This is a genomic window from Pseudomonas cichorii (genome assembly GCF_019719005.1).
In the GTDB taxonomy this organism is placed as follows: domain Bacteria; phylum Pseudomonadota; class Gammaproteobacteria; order Pseudomonadales; family Pseudomonadaceae; genus Aquipseudomonas; species Aquipseudomonas cichorii_E.
On record NZ_JAIGPJ010000001.1, the window covers coordinates 63,109 to 84,522 of the forward strand.

17 protein-coding genes are annotated in these 21,414 nt (G+C 60.4%); 6 read left to right on the forward strand and 11 right to left on the reverse strand.

All coding sequences use genetic code 11. From position 1 onward, the window contains the following. Positions 1 to 42 precede the first annotated feature (42 nt). Complete coding sequence (gene yjgA / locus K5D32_RS00345) at positions 43 to 564, forward strand: ribosome biogenesis factor YjgA (RefSeq protein ID WP_025261789.1); 522 nt, start codon at positions 43 to 45, stop codon at positions 562 to 564. A gap of 44 nt (positions 565 to 608) precedes the next feature. Here the strand turns inward: yjgA and tldD are convergent, their stop codons facing one another. The 8 genes from tldD to mreB all read right to left on the reverse strand — a co-directional run bounded on the left by tldD (position 609) and on the right by mreB (position 11,877). Then, positions 609 to 2,048, reverse strand: a complete 1,440-nt coding sequence (tldD, locus tag K5D32_RS00350) for a metalloprotease TldD (protein ID WP_221598979.1) — start codon at positions 2,046 to 2,048, stop codon at positions 609 to 611. Between the two features lie 2 nt (positions 2,049 to 2,050). Beyond that, positions 2,051 to 2,896, reverse strand: coding sequence for a carbon-nitrogen hydrolase family protein (locus K5D32_RS00355; RefSeq protein ID WP_221598980.1), 846 nt, complete (start codon positions 2,894 to 2,896; stop codon positions 2,051 to 2,053). Between the two features lie 45 nt (positions 2,897 to 2,941). Beyond that, entirely contained in the window at positions 2,942 to 6,757 is a 3,816-nt protein-coding gene (locus K5D32_RS00360) for a YhdP family protein (protein WP_221598981.1), read from the reverse strand. 171 nt (positions 6,758 to 6,928) lie between these two features. Beyond that, positions 6,929 to 8,386: a ribonuclease G gene (rng, locus tag K5D32_RS00365; protein ID WP_025261793.1), complete on the reverse strand. Its 1,458-nt coding sequence runs from the start codon at positions 8,384 to 8,386 to the stop codon at positions 6,929 to 6,931. After that, the gene (locus K5D32_RS00370) at positions 8,383 to 8,982 is read right to left on the reverse strand and encodes a nucleoside triphosphate pyrophosphatase (RefSeq protein WP_221598982.1); all 600 of its coding nucleotides are present in this window, start codon (positions 8,980 to 8,982) and stop codon (positions 8,383 to 8,385) included. Before K5D32_RS00370 ends, rng begins: the two co-directional genes overlap by 4 nt. Positions 8,983 to 9,045: 63 nt before the next feature. Then, positions 9,046 to 9,537 carry a rod shape-determining protein MreD gene (mreD, locus tag K5D32_RS00375; RefSeq protein WP_198723660.1) on the reverse strand — a complete coding sequence of 164 codons (492 nt, stop codon included), beginning with the start codon at positions 9,535 to 9,537 and terminating at the stop codon, positions 9,046 to 9,048. Then, positions 9,530 to 10,609, reverse strand: a complete 1,080-nt coding sequence (mreC, locus tag K5D32_RS00380) for a rod shape-determining protein MreC (RefSeq protein ID WP_374107955.1) — start codon at positions 10,607 to 10,609, stop codon at positions 9,530 to 9,532. Before mreC ends, mreD begins: the two co-directional genes overlap by 8 nt. 230 nt (positions 10,610 to 10,839) lie before the next feature. Continuing rightward, positions 10,840 to 11,877, reverse strand: coding sequence for a rod shape-determining protein MreB (gene mreB, locus K5D32_RS00385; RefSeq protein WP_002555108.1), 1,038 nt, complete (start codon positions 11,875 to 11,877; stop codon positions 10,840 to 10,842). A 207-nt stretch (positions 11,878 to 12,084) separates the two neighbouring features. Here mreB and gatC point away from each other — a divergent pair, with 207 nt between their 5' ends. From gatC to K5D32_RS00410, 5 genes are all read left to right on the forward strand, one after another. Further along, positions 12,085 to 12,372 carry an Asp-tRNA(Asn)/Glu-tRNA(Gln) amidotransferase subunit GatC gene (gene gatC, locus K5D32_RS00390; protein WP_025261797.1) on the forward strand — a complete coding sequence of 96 codons (288 nt, stop codon included), beginning with the start codon at positions 12,085 to 12,087 and terminating at the stop codon, positions 12,370 to 12,372. Positions 12,373 to 12,386: 14 nt separating this feature from the next. Beyond that, positions 12,387 to 13,838 (forward strand): Asp-tRNA(Asn)/Glu-tRNA(Gln) amidotransferase subunit GatA, encoded by a 1,452-nt coding sequence (gene gatA / locus K5D32_RS00395; RefSeq protein WP_221598983.1) that lies wholly within the window; start codon positions 12,387 to 12,389, stop codon positions 13,836 to 13,838. A gap of 12 nt (positions 13,839 to 13,850) precedes the next feature. Further along, a complete protein-coding gene (gene gatB / locus K5D32_RS00400) occupies positions 13,851 to 15,296 on the forward strand; it encodes an Asp-tRNA(Asn)/Glu-tRNA(Gln) amidotransferase subunit GatB (protein ID WP_221578350.1) in 1,446 nt (481 codons plus the stop codon). Positions 15,297 to 15,393: 97 nt separating this feature from the next. Continuing rightward, positions 15,394 to 15,762 carry a septal ring lytic transglycosylase RlpA family protein gene (locus tag K5D32_RS00405; protein WP_025261800.1) on the forward strand — a complete coding sequence of 123 codons (369 nt, stop codon included), beginning with the start codon at positions 15,394 to 15,396 and terminating at the stop codon, positions 15,760 to 15,762. A gap of 53 nt (positions 15,763 to 15,815) precedes the next feature. Continuing rightward, positions 15,816 to 16,847, forward strand: coding sequence for a calcium/sodium antiporter (locus tag K5D32_RS00410; protein WP_221578349.1), 1,032 nt, complete (start codon positions 15,816 to 15,818; stop codon positions 16,845 to 16,847). Positions 16,848 to 16,854: 7 nt separating this feature from the next. On the opposite strand, the gene K5D32_RS00415 is transcribed toward K5D32_RS00410, so the two are convergent. From K5D32_RS00415 to K5D32_RS00425, 3 genes are all read right to left on the reverse strand, one after another. Then, on the reverse strand, positions 16,855 to 17,796 hold the full coding sequence (locus K5D32_RS00415) for an AEC family transporter (RefSeq protein WP_221598984.1): 942 nt from the start codon (positions 17,794 to 17,796) through the stop codon (positions 16,855 to 16,857). A 235-nt stretch (positions 17,797 to 18,031) separates the two neighbouring features. Next, complete coding sequence (locus K5D32_RS00420) at positions 18,032 to 19,588, reverse strand: alkaline phosphatase (RefSeq protein ID WP_221594006.1); 1,557 nt, start codon at positions 19,586 to 19,588, stop codon at positions 18,032 to 18,034. Between the two features lie 78 nt (positions 19,589 to 19,666). After that, positions 19,667 to 21,409, reverse strand: coding sequence for a PTS fructose-like transporter subunit IIB (locus K5D32_RS00425; RefSeq protein WP_221598985.1), 1,743 nt, complete (start codon positions 21,407 to 21,409; stop codon positions 19,667 to 19,669). Between the last annotated feature and the right edge of the window lie 5 nt (positions 21,410 to 21,414).

The following is a 21,414-nucleotide window of genomic DNA, read 5'->3' on the forward strand; positions in this document are numbered from 1 at the left end:
TCGACTGGTTATCATGGCGGCGTTTATTTGCGGACGGCCCCCATGGTTGATTCTTACGACGACTCCCTCGACGGGGAGAAAAGCAAAAGCCAGGTAAAACGCGAGCTGCATGCTCTGGTTGATCTTGGCGAGCGACTGACGACATTCAAACCCGATGTACTGGCCAAGCTGCCTCTGACCGACGCCTTGCGCAAGGCTCTGGCGGATGCGCCGAAGCACACCGCGCACATTGCCCGCAAGCGCCACATCCAGTTCATCGGCAAGCTGATGCGCGATCAGGACCAGGAAGCCATTCTGGAATTACTGGACCAACTCGATGCCTCCACTCGCCAGTACAACGAACGCTTCCACGCTCTGGAGCGCTGGCGTGATCGCTTGATCTCGGGCAACGACGACGACCTGGAAAAGTTCGTCATCGACTACCCGGACGCTGACCGCCAGCAACTGCGCTCATTGATCCGTCAGGCTCAACACGAAGTTGCACGCAACAAACCGCCGGCCACCAGCCGCAAAATCTTCAAATACATCCGTGACCTGGACGAGATTCAACGCGGTCTGCGTTGATCACGACCCTGGGGCTGACCGCAAGGGTCAGCCCCGTCACATCCTCACCCGCCAGTGCCACCGACCGTGATCGCATCGATCTTCAGGGTCGGCTGACCAACACCTACCGGTACTGACTGGCCATCCTTTCCGCAGACGCCCACACCGCTGTCCAGAGACATGTCGTTGCCGACCATCGACACTCGACTCATGGCTTCCGGCCCGTTGCCGATCAGGGTCGCGCCTTTGACCGGAGCGGTGATCTTGCCGTCTTCGATCAGGTAGGCTTCGCTGGTGGAAAACACGAACTTGCCGCTGGTGATGTCGACCTGACCACCGCCCAGGTTGGCGCAATAAATACCTTTCTTCACCGACGCGATGATTTCCTGTGGATCACTCTCGCCGCCCAGCATGTAGGTGTTGGTCATGCGTGGCATCGGCAGGTGTGCATAGGATTCGCGACGACCGTTGCCCGTACGGGCGACGCCCATCAGGCGCGCATTGAGCTTGTCCTGCATGTAGCCCTTGAGAATGCCATTCTCGATCAGGGTCGTGCATTCGGTCGGCGTGCCTTCGTCGTCCACGCTCAGCGAGCCACGACGCCCGGCCAGCGTTCCGTCATCGACGATGGTGCAAAGGCTGGAGGCGACCTTTTCGCCCATCCGGCCGCTGTAGGCTGAACTGCCCTTGCGGTTGAAGTCGCCTTCCAGGCCATGCCCGACCGCCTCGTGCAGCAGTACACCGGACCAGCCGGAACCCAGCACCACAGGCAAGGTGCCCGCCGGTGCCGGAATCGCTTCAAGGTTGACCAGTGCCTGACGCAGCGCCTCGCGGGCGTAGCCCATGGCGCGGTCTTCAGCGAGGAAATAACGGTAGTCGGTACGTCCGCCGCCACCATGACCACCGCGCTCGCGACGACCGTTCTGCTCGACGATAACGCTGACATTGAAACGCACCAGCGGCCGCACATCGGAGGCGAGCGTGCCATCGGCGGCAGCCACCAGAACCTGCTCCCAGACGCCAGACATGCTCACCGACACCTTCTGGATACGCGGATCAAGGGCGCGGGTGGCAACATCGACGCTCTTGAGCAGTTCGACCTTCTCGGCACGGGTCAGCACTTCCAGCGGGTTATCCGGCGCATACAAGCGGGCAACATCCTGAGAAGTGAATGCCTGAACCCGGCCATTCTGGCCTGCACGGGAAATCGAGCGAGCGGCACGAGCCGCCGTGTTCAAGGCTTCCAGAGTGATCGCGTTACTGTAGGCGAAACCGGTTTTCTCACCCGACTGCGCACGCACGCCGACACCCTGGTCAAGGTTGAAACTGCCTTCCTTGACGATGCCGTCCTCAAGAGACCAGGACTCCGAGATCATCCCCTGAAAGTAGAGGTCAGCCGCATCGATTCCCGGGCCGGCCAGCTCGCCCAGAACCGATTGCAGGCTATCCAGCGTCAAGCCACCGGGCGCCAGAAGATGTTCGCTGACAGAGGACAAGCCACTCATATTCACTCCGAAGCAGGCCGCACGGCGTCCTGCGAAAAAAAGCGCCGGTGACTGGACACCGGCATCCGCGCCCGTATGGACGCCTGTTCTTCATTGTCCCGTTCAGCCAGCAGCACAGCTTCACCCTGTTCCTGCCGACTCAGCACGCGACCCCATGGATCGACAATTGCCGCGTGCCCGTAAGTTTCCCGAGGCCCCGGATGAGTCCCACCCTGGGCAGCCGCCAGCAGATAACACTGGGTTTCGATGGCGCGCGCCCTGATCAGGACTTCCCAATGCGCCGCGCCGGTCACTGCCGTGAAGGCCGACGGCGCGGTAATCAATTCAGCCCCGGCTTCGCGCAGGGCGGTGTAAAGCTCCGGGAAGCGCAGGTCGTAACAGACACTCAGGCCCAACCGGCCTACGGGTGTGTCGGCAACAACCAAGTTGTTTCCATGAGCATAGTCATCGGATTCACGATAGCGACCGCGATTGTCCGCGACGTCCACATCAAACAGATGCAGCTTGTCATAGCGGGCAACCTGCTCGCCCTGCTCGTCCACCAGCAGCGAGCAGGCCGTGACCTTGCCCTCGGGCTGGTCATCGGGCGGCAGTGGCAATGTTCCGGCGACAATCCATAACTTGAGGTCACGGGCAGCCAGTTTCAACCACGGCAGGATCGGGCCTTGCCCACTGGCCTCGGCGCGGCCGATATCGGCAACGTCACGACGCCCCATGGCGGCAAAGTTCTCGGGCAACACCGCAAGGCGCGCACCGCTTTCGGCTGCTTGCTCCAACAGCCTGCGAGCCTGGGCAAGATTGCCCTGCACGTCGCTCTGGCTGACCATCTGAATCACGGCAAAAGACATGACGCTTCCCTTAAATGGCCTGCCGCCACTGTACTCCATGACGCGCTATTGAGGTTTTTCAAAAGGCTTGTCGAACGTGATTTTCGGTTCTTTCCAAGGTCCTTCGACCTTGTACTGCACGCTGGCAAAACGCGCAACGCGATCGCCCAGCAACTTGTCCACCAGAAACAGCGCACCACCGATGGCCGGAGCACCGACAATCAGCGCGGCAATCGGCAGGTTGTTGGTCACCGGCAAGGTCACCAGCAGCTTGGCATCGACCCGGTCACGCACCATGTCCAGCGTGCCGTTGAGTTCAAGATTGCTCGACGGCCCTGTCAGGGTAATAGGCTTGCGCGTGACGTAAACGCCGTCACTGGCCACCAGCAAGCCTTTGACCCGATCGTAACTCAGGCCTTTGCCCAGCAGGTCGGAGAAGTCCAGGCGCAGACGACGGCCAATGGAATTGAAGTTCAGCAAGCCGAACACCCGCAAAGCCTGAGCGCCACCTTCCACTTCAACGAACTGCCCCTGACGCAATGTGGCGTCCAGGCTACCGGAGAAACGCTTGAGCCCGACCCAGGCAGGCGAACCCGGCCAACGGCCATCGGCGTCCATCTCGAAGCTTTCGCTGGTAACCGTGGGCGCAAAACCCCATGCCTTGAGCACGTCAGCCAGATTCTTGCCACTGAGCTGACCTTTGAACCAACTGCTGCTGGTGCCCGGCGCGCCTTCCCAACTGCCCTCGCCCTTGAGCAACAGACCCTTGAGTTCAAGATTCATTTCGGACAAGCGAAGTCCGGTCGCCGAAGGCCTGATCTTCAAGGCCCAGCTCCCCAATAATTGCTCGCCCTGATACAGCTGGGCAATCCTTATATCCGTCGCGGGAATCTTGCTCGGGTCGACATCGGCCAGTGGGTCTGGCGGGTTTTCGACCACGGCAGCGTTTGGATCGGGAGCTGGCAAGCGCACATAAAGCAGATCGATGCCAATGGGTACGGATTTGCTGTCGGGCAACGTGGCCGAGCCCTTGACCAGCGCGCTGTCCAGAGACAACGCCCAGGCAGCGGCATTGCGCTGCAACTGCACCCGGACCTGATCCAGAGTCGTGCCCATTGCCGTCAGCTTGCCGACCTGCAGGTCCACACCACTGAGCAACTGCTTGGCACTGCCGCCAGGATCGTTACCCGAATAGCGCTGTGCAATGGCCTGCCAGGGCGCCACGTCCAGCTCCGACAGGTTGCCGCGTATGCGCAAGCCCTTGGCATCGGGAACCACAGCGTTACCCTGGCCCAGAAACAATTCTCCGCGCCCTTCGGTCAGCTTGCCGGCCGGCGTGGCAAAAGCCAGATTCGCCAACCCGCCATAAGCTGCATCAAAGCGCCGCTCGGCCCCCTGCAGCGTCATGTGAAACTCACTGTCACGCTCTTCTTCGGCGGCCTTGCCGAACGGTGCCGGCAGATCGACTGTCACGCCCTTGAGCCCGGAATTGATGAGCAACGAGCTGTCGCCCTCGTTGAGGGTCAGTTGCAGTTGATAAGGCAAGTCGCCTGAAACCGGCAACGGCTGAGTGATGCCCAGCCATTCGGTGAGTTTTTTCAGTGCCACCTGCCCGCTGCCAGCGACACGAGTCACGTTGGCGCCAGGCTTGCCTTCGGCAAAGACCTCGGCCGTCACCGGGCGATCAAACACTTGGGCACGAATCCCCTTGCCGCTTACACCCTTGGCACTGTCGAAGCGGAAATCGCCTTTGAGCTGAGTCAGCTCCAGCACCGGATCGGCGATCTTCAGGCGTGCGCCTTCAGTACTGAAATCCACCGCGACCTTGGGTTCAACTCCCTTGGCCAGCGGGATATCCAGCTTCAGCTTGCCCTTGAGCGGCCCTTCGCCCTGCCAGCCCGCAAAGGTGCTGCCGGTGCCGATGGGCGCTTCCTGGAGAATCTTCATGCCGTCGGCCACAGTGCCGGCAAATTCGCCATCCACCAGCAGATGACTCGGCTGCCCGGCCGGAACGTGGGGAATGTTCACCACGACTTTGCTGACTTGGGTATTGAGCAATTGCCCCTTACTGGCCTTGACCCTCACGCCGCTGTTTTCCACATAGACCTGACCATCGACGCCCTTGAGCGATGGCCAGCCCGGCTGGAAGTCCAGAGTGGCGTCATGCACATCGAAAAACAGACTGATGACGCGGGCCGTATCCGGCGAACCATGGTTAAGCGAACCCTGATACTGGAAATAGCCCTGATTGACTGCACCGCCCACTACCGCCGTGCGTAACCACTTGTCCAGTTCCGGGCTCAGCACGGCTGGCAGGTACTTGCCGGTGTAGCGACCATCGCCATCGACCATGCCGACCCGCAGGTCCATGTAGTCTTCCTGATCGTGGTTGAAATGCAGACGGATCAGGAAGTCGGCGGCAATCTTGCCCTCTTCCCCCAGCACCTTGATGTACGGTGCGATGAGGGTGAAGCCCTGATCATCCAGCTTCCAGGTCAGGCGTGCGTTGGCTTTCAGGTAATGCCATGGATTCTTGAAGATCGGGTCCAGGTGCAGCATGAAGTCATCGGTGGCCAGACGCAGTTCGCCCTGCCCCAGATCACCGCTGATGGCGCCACTGACGTTTCCGGCTGCCGGAGCGCCGTGATAGGCATTGAAACCCACCTTGTCCAGATTGGCAGCAAAGCTCAGACGCTTGTCGCCCACCGCCTGAGGCCGGTAATCGAGCAGCACATTGCGCAGTCCACCGCTAGCCTTGAGATTGTTGAGCGCCGCGCGAAAACCTTCCGGTAGCGGCGCGACGGAATCGAGCAGCGGCGTGACCGGTGTCAGATCCAGCCTGTCGGCCTGCACATGCCAGAGTTCTTCCTGGCCATCGCTGGCAACCGTCTGGGTCAGCTTCAAACGGCTTTCCCAGCGATCCTTGCCCAGACTCATGGCCAGCGAATCCAGCGTCAGGTCAAAACCTGTATCGCTGCGCTGGAACCAGGCATTGAGGGCCAGATTGTCGATGACTGCGGGCTTGCGCTCGGCATAACCCGTTTTGATCTGCGGTGCATTGAGACGTGCGACACCGCTTTGAACAGTCCCCTTGCCCCAGCTCAGCCAGAACTCGCCACCGGTCTTGAGCGTGGAAACCTTCCATTCACGGGTCAGGGCCTTGGGTAGCCACTTGGCCCAATCGCTCTGAGGCAGGCTCAGATACAGATCGGCTTCGCCGTCCTTCCACTGGCTGGCCTGGATTCGCGAGCGCAGGTTCAGGCTCAGCGGCTGGCCGTCCGGAAGGGTCATGCGCGCATCGAGGCGCTGATGATAGCTGCCGGTGAGCAGAGTGAAGTTGACATAAGTAAGGGTCAGCGGCGATTCGTCGAAAGGCTGCAGTGTCACCTGGCTGTCGAGCAGCGACAGGCGCGACACAATCTGCATCTGGTTGAGCAGCTTCTCGGGATCGAGGGAGGCGTTGTCCTGGACAGGCAGCCCCTGGACTGCCCAGGCCCCGTCCTTGTCCTGCTTGAGAATGACCTGCAGGCCGCCGACCTCAAGATGAGCGATACGCACATTTCGGGACTTCAGGCTGTCCCAGATATCAGGCAATACCGTGACCTGATCAAGACGCAAGGCACTGGCGCCCTCGCCCACCATCACATCATGGGCAACCAGCACCGGAGAGAACCCGCTCCAGCTTCCTTCCAGACTGCCGATGCTCAACGGCATGCCGAGCGCCGCACTGGCACGGGTTTCCACATCGACCCGATACTCGGCGACCATCGGCATCAACTGACGCCCGAGGCTGACATACAAGGCAGCCAGAATCAGCGCCAGCGCGCAAAGACCAAGCCCCCAGCGAGTCAGGGCAGAAAAGAAACGGGACAGACGCTCCATTCAGAGAGCCCTCCGCAATAAAGCCAGCCAGTCAGCGTTGCTGAAATGAACCCGGCTCAATAGTGCAGGTGCGGCCCGGTACAGGTTTTGCTCATTTACCACGCATCATTCTCGTTATAAGGGCGTACGGCTCGTCGTCGTGGGCATCAGGCTTTCACGACACGAGCAACTTCAGAGCAGCACCACGTCATATTGTTCCTGTGAATACATGGTTTCTACCTGAAAACGAATGGTGCGTCCGATAAAGCTCTCCAGTTCCGCCACATTGCCCGACTCTTCATCGAGCAACCGGTCAACCACGCGCTGGTTGGCCAGTACCCGATAACCCACCGCCTGATAGGCCCTGGCCTCGCGCAGGATCTCGCGGAAAATCTCGTAACAGATGGTTTCCGGCGTCTTGAGCTTGCCGCGTCCCTGACAGCAGTGGCAGGGCTCGCACAGCACTTGCTCCAGACTTTCACGGGTGCGCTTGCGGGTCATCTGCACCAGACCCAGCTCGGTGATACCGATGATGTTGGTCTTGGCGTGATCACGCTCCAGCTGTTTTTCCAGGGTGCGCAGGACCTGACGCTGGTGCTCGCCATCTTCCATATCGATAAAGTCGATGATGATGATGCCGCCCAGATTGCGCAGACGCAGTTGCCGCGCAATGGCCGTCGCGGCCTCCAGGTTGGTCTTGAAAATGGTTTCTTCCAGATTGCGATGGCCGACGAACGCGCCGGTGTTGACGTCGATGGTGCTCATGGCCTCGGCAGGGTCGACCACCAGATAGCCACCCGACTTGAGCGGCACCTTGCGCTCCAGCGCCTTCTGGATTTCGTCTTCCACGCCGTACAGGTCAAAGATCGGACGTTCACCGGGGTAATGTTCCAGACGGTCGGCGATTTCCGGCATCAGCTCGGCCACGAACTGCGTGGTTTTCTGGAAGGTTTCCCGGGAGTCGATACGGATCTTCTCGATACGCGGGCTGACCAGGTCGCGCAGTGTGCGCAGCGCCAGGCCAAGATCCTCGTAGATCACGTTGGGCGGGCTGATGGTCTTGATCTGTTCGCCAATCTGGTCCCACAGCCTGCGCAGATAACGGATGTCCATGAGGATTTCGTCGGCGCCCGCACCTTCGGCGGCGGTGCGCAGGATAAAACCGCCTGCTTCCTTGATACCTTCCAGTGCCACGCAATCGCTGACGACCTTCTTGAGTCGCTCGCGCTCGCCCTCGTCCTCGATTTTCAGGGAAATGCCCACGTGAGCCGTGCGCGGCATGTACACCAGATAGCGCGACGGAATCGACAGTTGCGTGGTCAGGCGTGCGCCCTTGCTGCCAATCGGGTCCTTGGTGACTTGCACGACCAGACTCTGGCCTTCATGGACCAGGGAACTGATGGTTTCCACTGCCGGGCCTTCACGCATGGAGATTTCCGACGCATGAATGAAGGCTGCACGATCCAGACCGATATCGATGAACGCGGCCTGCATGCCGGGCAGCACCCGCACCACCTTGCCTTTGTAGATATTGCCGACGATGCCGCGACGCTGGGTCCGCTCGACATGGACCTCTTGCAGGACACCGTTTTCCACCACTGCCACCCGCGACTCCATCGGGGTGATATTGATCAGAATCTCTTCACTCATGGCTTTTCACCTTCCAGGCATTGCCAACAGGGTATGCCGAAACTGCCCAGCAGTTCTGCGGTTTCGCACAGAGGTAGCCCAACGACTCCAGAATAGCTGCCATGCAGCTCTTCGACGAAAATCGCTGCAAGGCCTTGGACAGCATAACTGCCCGCCTTGTCCTGCGGCTCGCCGCTGGCCCAGTAGGTCCGGGCTTCATGGGGTTCGACAGGGCGAAAGCGCACGCGGCTGGTCACGATGCGAGCCTCGCTGCGCTGGTGATCGACCAGCGCAATGGCGGTCAGTACCTGATGTTCACGCCCGGACAGCGCAGCCAGCATTGCCAGCGCATCGGCCTGATCCACCGGCTTGCCCAGAATGCGACCATCAAGCACCACAGCGGTATCGGCACCCAGCACGCAAGCGTCTTCATCGCCCAGCAAGGCCAGACCGGCCGCGGCCTTGCCACGCGCCAGACGCTCGACATAGGCCGTCGGGGCTTCATCGTTGAGAGGAGTTTCGTCGATTTGCGCACTCAGCGCAGTGAAAGGCACACCGATCTGAGTGAGCAGTTCACGCCGGCGCGGTGAGCCAGAGGCCAGATAGAGCAAGGGCATAAGGACATCTCCGTGTCTGTGACGATAAGCGCAGCACGACGCAGTCCTGCGCTCACGCTGCGCTTAGTTGATTTTCAAACGCTTGCTCAACCCACGCAGACCATAACTCACCCATGGCCACAACAAGGCACTGACCAGTGCGGGCAGCACGAGCGCCAGGGTTGGCTGTCGATTGCCGTTCAGGGCACTGATCCACAGTTGCACAAGCTGCGCCAGACCAAAGACCACCAGCAACACCAGGCATTGCTGCCACATGGGGAACATGCGCAGACGCTGCTGCAAAGACATGACCAGAAAAGCGATCAACGTCAGGATCAGCGCGTTCTGACCCAGATAGTTGCCGTATAGCACGTCTTCCATCAAGCCCAGCAACCAGGCCGTGGTCATACCGACTTTATGCGGCAGGGCCAGAACCCAGAAACTCAGAAGCAACGCCAGCCACAGCGGACGAAAGATTTCCATGAACTGCGGCAGTGGCGAAATGCTCAGCAACAGGCCGATGGCGAAGGTGAGCCAGACCACCCAGCCATTGCGCCCGGAAACATGACTAACCATCGATTCGCTCCCGAGAGTTGGAAGGTGCAGACGCAGGAGGCTGTGACGTGGCAGGCCTTGCAGCAGGCCGCGCCGGGGCTTGCTGGGTTGCCGGCGCCGGGGTTGCAGCCGGAGCCGAAGTACCCTGGGCAGCCGGTCTGGCATGTGTGGTGCCGGTCGGGAACGATGGGACCGTTGGCATCGGCACCATCGGGAAAGCCGGTGATAGCGGCGGGAGCGTTGGCGCGACGGTCGGCTCAAGGCCCTTGTCGAGGGATTCCTGGGCCTGCGCCGCGTCGGCAGCGCGCTCTTCCGGCGAACGACCATCGGAGAACACCAGCAGCAGATAGCGACTGCGATTCAAGGCAGCAGTAGGAACGGCGCGCACAATGGCAAACGGCTGCCCGGAGTCATGAATGACTTCCTTGACTGTCGCTACCGGATAACCCGCCGGGAAACGCTGACCGAGGCCGGAACTCACCAGCAGGTCGCCTTCCTTGATGTCAGCGGTATCCGCCACATGCCGCAATTCCAGGCGTTCCGGGTTACCGGTGCCGCTGGCAATGGCGCGCAGACCGTTGCGATTGACCTGTACGGGAATGCTGTGGGTGGTGTCCGTCAGCAACAGGACACGGGAGGTATAGGGCATCAGTTCGACCACCTGCCCCATCAGGCCACGGGCGTCGAGCACCGGCTGCCCCAGGACCACGCCATCGCGCTCGCCCTTGTTGATGATGATGCGGTGGGTGAAGGGGTTCGGGTCCATGCCGATCAGTTCGGCGACTTCTACCTTCTCGTTGACCAGCGCCGAAGAGTTGAGCAACTCGCGCAGGCGAACGTTCTGCTCGGTCAGTGCCGCCAGCTTTTGCAGGCGACCTTGCAGGAGCAGGGTTTCGGTCTTGAGTTTCTCGTTTTCGGCGATCAGCTCGGTACGGCTGCCGAACTGGCTGGCAACGCCCTGAAACATGCGCTGCGGCAGATCGACGATCCAGTAGGTCTGCATCAATACCAGCGACATCTGGCTGCGCACGGGCTTGAGGATCGTGAAGCGTGCGTCCACCACCATCAACGCGACCGACAGCACGACGAGCACCAGAAGACGTACGCCCAGCGATGGGCCTTTTGCGAAAAGCGGTTTAATAGGCCGCTCCTCCCGGGCATGCGATCAACGGATCAAGCTTCAATTGGCTGTTATTCATGGGGTATGAACCGGCCTGGACAGATGAAAGAAATAGGCACCTTGTTTCGGCGTCAGCCTGACGCATACAGGTAGCACAAGCGCTACCTGCATACAAAAGACCCTATGAACAGCGCGCCGGCGAATTACTCGCTGGAGAGCAGATCCATGGTGTGCTTATCCATCATTTCCAGCGCACGGCCACCACCACGCGCCACACAGGTCAGCGGGTCTTCGGCAACGATGACCGGCAGACCGGTTTCCTGGGCCAGCAGCTTGTCCAGGTCGCGCAGCAGTGCGCCACCACCGGTCAGGACCAGACCGCGCTCGGCGATATCGGAAGCCAGCTCTGGCGGAGATTGCTCCAGGGCGCTCTTGACGGCCTGAACGATAGTCGCCAGAGACTCCTGAAGGGCTTCGAGCACTTCATTGGAGTTGAGGGTGAAGGCACGTGGAACGCCTTCGGCCAGGTTACGGCCGCGCACGTCGACTTCACGAACTTCGCCGCCCGGATAGGCTGTGCCGATTTCCTGCTTGATGCGCTCTGCGGTGGATTCACCGATCAGGCTGCCGTAGTTGCGACGCACATAAGTGATGATCGCTTCGTCGAAGCGGTCGCCGCCGACACGTACGGATTCGGCATAGACCACGCCGTTGAGCGAGATCAGAGCGATTTCAGTGGTACCACCACCGATATCGACGACCATCGAACCACGTGCTTCTTCAACCGGCAGACCGGCACCGATGGCAGCGGCCATAGGCTCTTCGATCAGGAATACTTCACGGGCACCGGCGCCCAGAGCCGATTCGCGAATGGCGCGACGCTCGACCTGAGTGGACTTGCACGGCACGCAGATCAGCACGCGAGGGCTGGGCTGCAGAAAGCTGTTTTCGTGAACCTTGTTGATGAAATACTGCAGCATCTTTTCGCACACGCTGAAGTCGGCGATAACGCCGTCTTTCATTGGACGAATGGCTGCGATGTTGCCTGGAGTACGGCCCAGCATACGTTTGGCTTCTGTACCGACAGCCACGACACTCTTCTGGTTGCCATGAGTACGAATTGCAACTACAGAAGGTTCATTCAGAACGATACCGCGCTCACGCACGTAAATAAGGGTGTTGGCAGTGCCCAGGTCGATGGAAAGATCACTGGAAAACATGCCACGCAGTTTCTTGAACATGGGATATGGGACCCTAGGGAACGCGTGGGTAAAAAAGTGCGGCAAACTCTAACAACGACAGGGATTTTGGGCAAGGAGCCAATATGTTAAATTGGCGGTTTTCTGAACACACCCCGCGACATTAGCGGCTTTAAGACCGCATAAATGCGGTGGTGTTCCGCAATTTGCTGGCAGACCGATCAGCCGGCATTCCACTGGAGATACCCCATGGCGCTTGAACGCTCCGACGTGGAAAAGATCGCCCATCTGGCCCGACTGGGCCTGGATGACGCCGATATCCCGCGTACTACCGAAGCACTTAACAGCATTCTTGGGCTGGTCGATCAGATGCAAGCGGTCGATACCACAGGCATCGAACCTCTGGCACACCCGCTGGAAGCTTCCCAGCGCCTGCGCGAAGACGCCGTTACCGAGCACAATCGTCGCGACACTTACCAAGCCATCGCACCAGCGGTCCAGGACGGGCTTTATCTGGTTCCGAAAGTCATCGAGTAAGGGAAAGAGCCTGCATGCATCAAATGACTCTGGCCGAGATCGCCCGCGGACTCGCCGATAAAAAGTTTTCTTCCGAAGAACTGACCCGTGTCCTGCTGGCGCGCATCGCGCAGCTCGACCCTCAGCTCAACAGCTTCATCACCCTCACCGAAGACCTGGCGATCACTCAGGCCCAGGCCGCCGACGCACGTCGCGCTGCCGGTGAGAACGGCGCTCTGCTGGGCGCGCCTCTGGCGCACAAGGACCTGTTCTGCACCCAGGGCATCCGCACCAGTTGCGCCTCGCGCATGCTCGACAACTTCAAGGCACCGTATGACGCCACCGTGGTTGCCCGACTGGCAGCAGCGGGCACCGTGACCCTTGGCAAGACCAACATGGACGAATTCGCCATGGGTTCGGCCAACGAGTCCAGCTACTACGGCGCAGTGAAAAACCCGTGGGATCTGGAACACGTGCCTGGCGGTTCGTCCGGCGGTTCGGCGGCTGCCGTTGCGGCACGCCTGTTGCCTGCGGCCACCGGCACCGACACCGGCGGCTCGATTCGCCAGCCAGCCGCACTGACCAACCTGACCGGCCTGAAACCGACCTACGGTCGCGTTTCCCGCTGGGGCATGATCGCCTACGCGTCCAGCCTCGATCAGGCTGGCCCCATGGCCCGCACTGCCGAAGACTGTGCCCTGCTGCTGCAAGGCATGGCCGGCTTCGATCCGCAGGACTCCACCAGCATTGATGAGCCTGTGCCGGATTACTCCGCCAGCCTCAATACCTCGCTCAAGGGCCTGCGCGTCGGCCTTCCGAAAGAGTACTTCAGCGCAGGTCTGGACCCTCGCATCGCACAGCTGGTACACGAAACCGTCAAGGAGCTGGAAAAGCTCGGCGCGATCGTCAAGGAAATCAGCCTGCCGAACAACCAGCATGCAATTCCGGCCTATTACGTCATCGCTCCGGCAGAAGCTTCGTCCAACCTGTCGCGCTTCGACGGCGTACGCTTCGGCTATCGCTGCGAAGAGCCAAAAGACCTGACCGACCTGTACAAGCGCTCCCGCGCCGAAGGCTTCGGCCCTGAAGTACAGCGCCGCATCATGGTCGGTGCCTACGCCCTGTCGGCTGGCTACTACGACGCCTACTACCTGCAAGCGCAGAAGATTCGACGCCTGATCAAGAACGACTTCATGAACGCCTTCGCCGAAGTCGACGTGATTCTCGGCCCGACCACGCCAAACCCGGCCTGGAAAATCGGTGCCAAGAACAACGATCCGGTTTCTGCGTATCTGGAAGACTTCTACACCATCACCGCCAACCTCGCGGGTCTGCCGGGCTTGTCCATGCCTGCAGGCTTCGTCGACGGCCTGCCGGTCGGTGTGCAATTGCTTGCGCCGTATTTCCAGGAAGGCCGTCTGTTGAATGTGGCCCATCAGTATCAGCAAGTCACTGACTGGCACACACGCACACCTGAAGGCTTCTGAGGAGCAACTTATATGCAATGGGAAGTCGTCATCGGGCTGGAAATTCACACCCAGCTTTCGACCCAATCGAAGATTTTCTCCGGTAGCGCCACCACGTTCGGCTCCGAGCCCAACACCCAGGCCAGCCTTGTGGATCTGGGCATGCCGGGCGTGTTGCCGGTGCTCAACAAGGAAGCCGTGCGCATGGCCGTCAAGTTCGGCCTGGCGGTCAATGCCGAAATCGGTCAGCACAACGTATTCGCCCGCAAGAACTACTTCTATCCGGACCTACCCAAGGGCTACCAGATCAGCCAGATGGAATTGCCGATCGTCGGCAAGGGCCATATGGACATCACCCTTGAGGACGGCACGGTCAAGCGCATCGGTATCACCCGCGCTCATCTGGAAGAGGATGCGGGCAAGAGCCTGCACGAAGACTACAGCGGCATGACCGGCATCGATCTGAACCGCGCCGGTACGCCGCTGCTGGAAATCGTTTCGGAACCGGACATGCGCAGCGCCAAGGAAGCCGTGGCTTACGTCAAGGCCATCCACGCGCTGGTTCGTTACCTGGGCATCTGCGACGGCAACATGGCCGAAGGCTCGCTGCGTTGCGACTGCAACGTGTCGATTCGCCCCAAGGGCCAGGTCGAGTTCGGTACACGCTGCGAGATCAAGAACGTCAACTCGTTCCGCTTCATCGAGAAGGCGATCAACAGCGAGATCCAGCGCCAGATCGATCTGATCGAAGACGGTGGCAAGGTCATCCAGCAAACTCGCCTGTACGACCCGAACACCAACGAAACCCGCGCCATGCGCAGCAAGGAGGAAGCCAACGACTACCGTTACTTCCCCGATCCGGACCTGTTGCCGGTGATCATCGAAGACTCGTTCCTCGACGAAACCCGCGCCACCCTGCCGGAATTGCCGCCACAGAAACGCGAGCGCTTCCAGAGCCAGTTCGGTCTGTCGGCCTACGATGCAAGCGTGCTGGCTTCCAGCCGCGAGCAGGCCGATTACTTCGAGCAGGTTGTGAGCATCGGCGGCGACGCCAAGCTGGCAGCCAACTGGGTCATGGTCGAGCTGGGCAGCCTGCTGAACAAGCAAGGCCTGGAAATCGAAGAATCACCAGTCAGTGCCGAGCAACTGGGCGGCATGCTCAAGCGCATCCTGGACAACACCATTTCCGGCAAGATCGCCAAGATGGTGTTCGAGGCCATGGCCAATGGTGAAGGCAGCGCCGACGAAGTCATCGAAAAACGTGGCCTGAAACAGGTTACAGACAGCGGCGCCATCGAATCGATGCTCGACGAAATGCTCGCCGCCAATGCCGAACAGGTCGAACAGTACCGCGCCGCAGACGAAGCCAAGCGCGGCAAGATGTTCGGTTTCTTCGTCGGTCAGGCAATGAAAGCCTCCAAAGGCAAGGCCAACCCGCAGCAAGTGAACGAACTGCTGAAGGCCAAGCTCGAAGGCTGACCCAAGCCGTAGGAGCGAATTTATTCGCGAAAGTCTTCACCGGGCTTTTCGCGAATGAATCCGCTCCCACATAAACAGGCATCACAGGATTAGACCCATGCGCCGACTTGCCACTGCCTGTTCCCTGTTCACCCTTCTGGCCGGTTGCGCCAGTCATGACATCGATCCCCACGGCTACGACGAAACCGGTCGCGCTTCGTATTACGGTGCCCGACATCACGGCAAGCGTACCGCCAGTGGCGAACCCTTCAATCAGAATGCCTTGACTGCTGCTCATCGCGAGCTGCCTTTCGGCACCCGCGTCAAGGTCACCAACCTCGACAACGACAAGACCGTCGTCGTGCGCATCAACGATCGCGGCCCTCATGTACGAGGCAGGCTGATCGACGTATCCCGCGAAGCTGCCGAACAACTGGGCATGCTGCGCAGCGGAACCGCGCCAGTGCGCGTCCAGAGCCTCGACTGAGGACAGCCCGAATTATCCAGCTATCGACCCTTCCCGCCCCCGCGCTCATCCAGTTGGTGAGTGGTCTTCTGCTGTTGCTGATCGGCGCAGAATTATCAGTGCGCGCTGCCGTGCGCCTGGCCTCGATCCTCAGGATTCGACCGCTGATCATCGGCCTGACGGTCGTCGCACTGGGCAGCAGCGCGCCCCAGATGGCCGTCAGCCTGCAAGCCGCCTTCTCCGAAAGCACCGACATTGCCGTGGGCAGCGTCATCGGCAGCAATATCTTCAATGTGCTGGTGATTCTGGGCCTGTGTGCCCTGATCATTCCCCTGCGAGTCGCCCGTCAGGTGCTGCGCATCGATATTCCGCTGATGATCGGGGCCAGTCTGCTGGTCATCGGTCTGTCCTGGAATGGTGAGTTCAGCAAGCTCGACGGGGTGCTGCTGCTGGGCACGATGCTGGGCTGCCTGTTCATCGTCCTGCGCCAGGCCAGTCATGGCGCACGTCACGGGCACACCCACAGCACTGAAAAACCACGCTCACTGACCTGTATCGCCCTGCTGACCAGCGGCCTGCTGTTGCTGGCGTTCGGCGGTCATCTGCTGGTGGATGCTGCGGTGGTGGTCGCGATCAATCTGGGGCTTTCAGAGAGGATAATCGGCCTGACGCTGATGGCCATCGTCACGTCCCTGCCCGCTCTGATGACGTCCCTGATCGCAGCCCTGCGCGGCGAGCGGGATATCGCGGTGGGCAACGTGATCGGCAGCAACCTGTTCAATCTGCTGGGCGTGCTGGGCGCGACCGCGCTGATCTCGCCAGTGCCGTTGTCGATATCCCCCAACGCGCTGGTTTTCGACCTGCCGATCATGCTCGGCGTCGCCGTGCTCTGCCTGCCGCTGTTTTACGCCGGTTATCGCATCACCCGCTTCGAAGGGCTGCTGCTGTTGGCGTTATATCTGACTTACGGGCTGCATATCGTGTCGTTCAGTACTGGCATGCTGTTGGCCGAAAGGCTTGAGCACCTGATGCTCCAGTTCATCCTGCCGCTGCTGGGGATCGCAGTAGCCTTTGGCATCGTGAAGGCCTGGCGGCGTCAACATTGACGGACGACTAGATCCAGCCGCCCCACTGCAACAGGAAGATCCCGATATTGGTTGTCACAGCCGCCGCCAGCGTGGTGATGACGATGATTGCGGCGGCCAGCTCGTAATTGCCGTTGGCCGTGCGGGCCATGATGTAACTGGCCGCCGCCGTCGGGCTGCCGAAATACAGGAACAGAATTCCAAGCTCCGCACCGCGAAAGCCCACCAGCCACGCTGCAAAGGTGCAGATCAGTGGCAGCCAGACCATTTTCACCATGCTCGCACTGATCGCCAACGCACCGCTTTTGCGCAAGGACGCCAGCGACAGCGTGCCGCCGATACAGATCAACGCCAGCGGCAGGGTCATCTGCGCCAGATAGCTGCCGGAGGTTTCCAGCCATTTGGGCAGGCCGATGCCGAAATAGGCGAAAGGCGAGGCAGCGATGACACTGATGATCAGTGGATTGGCCAGCACACTCTTGAAGATACTCCACGGGTCGGACTTGATCACCGGGCTGTAGACCGCCAGCACAATGGTCGAAAGCGCGTTGTAGAACACGATCACCAATGCCGCGAGAATCGCACCCAGGGAAATACCGTACGCCCCATACATACTGGCGGCCAGCGCCAGGCCCACCACGCCATTGTTGCCACGAAACGCGCCCTGGACGTACACCCCCCGATCTTCAGGGGGGCAATGCCAGATCGCCCAGCCCCAGGTGACCGCGAAACTCAGCAGGGTCGCAACGCTGAAGAAAATCAGCAGCTTGGGTTGCAACGCTTCATTCAGATTGGCGTGAATGATCCCCAGAAACAGCAGAGCCGGCATGGTGACGTTGAACACCAGTCCCGAAGCCACGACGATAAAGCCATCATTGATCGCATGGATGCGCTTGAGGATCACCCCCAGGAACAGCATGGCAAATACAGGCGCGGTGATGTTCAGGGTTTCAAGAAAAATAGCCAGCATGCCGCAGACCTGGTCCTGTCGTTAGGTCCCTCATCATAAGCCAGCAGGGAGTGAAGGTGTTGCAAGGAATTTCAGTTCCTGGCGTTCCAAGCACATTGTGGGAGGGGCCTTGGCCGCGACGACATCATGTGAGGTGCGCCCCAAAAGTTGGACACCCATCCAACCTTTGGGGCGCACTTCAGGGCGCTGTCGCGGCCAAGGCCCCTCCCACGAAAGCACACATGGCAACGACAAACTAAACCACAGGCTGCAACTTGCGCTCAAACACTGACACTCCATCCAGATCCCGCAGGGTTACGGTCATTTCTGCGGTCTGGCCATCGATGTTCACTTCCCCGAAGAACTGGAAGCCTGCAAAGGGCGAGGTGTTCTGGGCGGGCGGGGCTTTCTGGAAGACCAGCTCCGGGCCGAAGGTCTTGTCCAGTGGGTTGGGACCGAAGCTGCCGGCATTGAGCGGCCCGGCCACGAACTCCCAGAACGGGTCAAAATCCTGAAACACCGCAAGGTCCGGTTGATAGTGATGCGCAGCGCAATAATGCACATCGGCGGTCAGCCAGACGCAATCGCGGATCTTTTGTGCCCGCATGAACGCCAGCAATTCAGCCACTTCCAGTTCGCGCCCCAGGGCCTGGCCATCGTTACCGTTAGCGATGGCCTCCCAGCGCGCCACACCGGGGCTGACTTCGCCGTCCGGGACACCAAGACCAATGGGCATGTCTGCCGCGATAACCTTCCATTGCGCCTTGGAGGCCTTGAGTTCGCGCTTGAGCCAGTCCAGTTGCTCTCGGCCCAGAAAGGCCGTGGTCGGCCCCGGTTTGTCTGCAAGGTTGGCGTCATTGCCATCACGATAACTGCGCATGTCCAGCACGAACACATCGAGCATCGGGCCATAAGGGATTTTACGGTAGATGCGCCCGCCGTTATCGGCCTGCTGCAAACGCATGGGTGCATACTCCAGAAAGGCCTGCCGCCCGCGAGCCGACAGCAACTGGATGTCCTTGACCTTGTAGCGATCATCCAGCTGTTTGCTGGGCGACCAGTTGTTGGTGACTTCGTGGTCGTCCCACTGCCAGATCTGCGGCACCTCGGCATTGAAGCGGCGCAGGTTTTCATCCATCAGGTTGTAGCGGTAGTTGCCGCGATACTCGTCCAGAGTCTCGGCAACCTTGCTTTTCGCTTCGCTGGTGATGTTGCGCCAGATACGTCCGCCTTCGGTCGTGATCTGCTCCGGGATCGGTCCGTCGGCGTAAATCGTGTCGCCACTATGGATAAAGAAGTCAGGCAAGCGCAGGCGCATGGCTTCGTAGATACGCATGCCGCCAATGTCAGGGTTGATGCCGAAGCCCTGGCCGACGGTGTCGCCACTCCACACGAAACGGATGTCGCGACGCTGTTGCGGCATGCTGCGCAGATGGCCGAACCAGGGCTCGCTGGCCACACCCGACTGGGCATCCTCGAAATGAACACGGTAGAAGATCGCCTGATCCACAGGCAGGCCGCTCAGTTCGACCCGGGCCGTGAAGTCGGTGCGCTGATCGGCAAGCGCCGACACCAGCCGACGCGGATTGGGGAACATGCTGCGGGTGTCCCATTCGACCACCATGCGCGATGGCCGATCGCTGCGGCTCCAGACCATCGCCCGATCACCCAGCAGATCACCGGACTGCACACCGTCGGTCATCTTCGGGCGATCCTGCACCGAAGCAATCACTGCCGGTGCCAGGCCCGGCAACAGAAAGCCGGCTCCGACAGCCTGAATCACACGACGACGCTTGAGATCGAACTGGCTCATGGTTAACCCCTTTCAAGATGCGAAAGGGGAAACCTAGCAGGCCAATGTTGGAGGGATATGACAGCCAACGCCCACGTATCAGGCGGTGGCTTTGGCCAGCTCCATCTCTACCGCTTCAGGCCGTTTGAGCACTGCGTAGATCACGCCGGTCGCCACGCTGCCCACGACAATGGCCAGCAGATACAGCAACGCATGGTTGATGGCGTTGGGGATCAGCATCACGAACAGACCGCCATGGGGCGCCATCAGCTTGCAGCCGAAGTACATCGACAGTGCGCCAGTCAGCGCTCCGCCTATCACGCTGGCAGGAATCACCCGCAGCGGGTCCTTGGCGGCAAAAGGAATCGCGCCTTCGGAAATGAAACACAGCCCCAGCACGAACGCGGCCTTGCCAGCCTCACGCTCGCTCTGCGCGAACTTGCGGCGCGCCAGGATCGTGGCGATGCCCATGCCGATCGGCGGCACCATACCGGCAGCCATCGCCGCCGCCATGGGCGCATAACTCTGGGATGCCAGCAGGCCTACGGAAAACGCATAGGAAGCCTTGTTGATCGGCCCGCCCAGATCCACACACATCATTGCGCCCAGCAGCACGCCCAACAGAATCGCGTTGGTGGTGCCCATGCTGTCCAGGAAAGTGGTCAGGCTGGCGAGCATGCCCGCAACCGGCTGACCCACCACATAGATCATGACCAGGCCGGTGAACAGACTCGACAGCAACGGAATGATGAGAATCGGCTTGAGTGCTTCGACACTGGCTGGCAAGCGTGCGTAGCGATTGATCAACCACGCGCTATAGCCCGCCAGGAAACCGGCCACGATACCGCCGATGAAGCCCGCGCCCAACGTACTGGCCAGCAAGCCGCCGATCATGCCCGGAGCCAGACCTGGACGGTCGGCGATGGAGTATGCGATGTAACCCGCGAGCAACGGCACCATCAGTTTGAATGCCGACTCACCGCCGATCTTCATCAAGGCTGCCGCCAGAGTTCCCTCTTGCTCATAAGCCTTGATGCCGAACACGAACGACAGCGCAATCAGCAGACCACCCGCCACCACCATCGGCAGCATGAACGAAACGCCGGTCAGCAAGTGTTTGTAGACGCCGGTCCCTTCTTTTCTGGACGGTGACTTGGTCACTTCATCAGCCGACTCGACCTGCCCCTCAGCCAAGGCTTTTTTCAAGGTTGCATCGGATTGCTTGAGGGCAATGCCGGTGCCGCAGCGGTAGATTTTCTTGCCTGCAAAACGATCGGTATTGACCTCGATGTCCGTTGCCAGCAGCACCACATCCGCATCGGCAATGGCTTGCGGGCTGAGCGGGTTGCGCGCCCCGACCGAACCCTGGGTTTCCACTTGCAGGTCGTAGTTCAGACGCTTGGCAGCCTGCTGAATCGCCTCGGCCGCCATGAAGGTGTGCGCAACGCCGGTCGGACAAGCAGTAATCGCGACAATGCGCGGCTGGCTGCCGGAGCTGCCGACGGCGACAGCCTCATCGGCCACAGGCGCGGTATAGACTTGAGCATCCTCGGCGGCGCGCTTCAGGAAACCGTCCACATCCTGCAAGGCATGAGCGGGCGTGTCCTGGAACAGGCGCTTGCCGACAAAACGGCTCAGGTCCAGCGGGCCGGTATTGACCACCAGCACCAGATCGGCTGCTTCGATATCCAGCGCCGAAAGGTGTTGTTCGGGCTTGTTCGGGTCCACGACTTCGACGCTGGTTTCCCAACCCTGACGCTGGGCTGCCGCATCGAGCAAGCGTGCGCTGAGGACGCTGCTGACCTTGCCGTTCGGGCAGGCCGTTACAATGGCTAACTTCATCACGA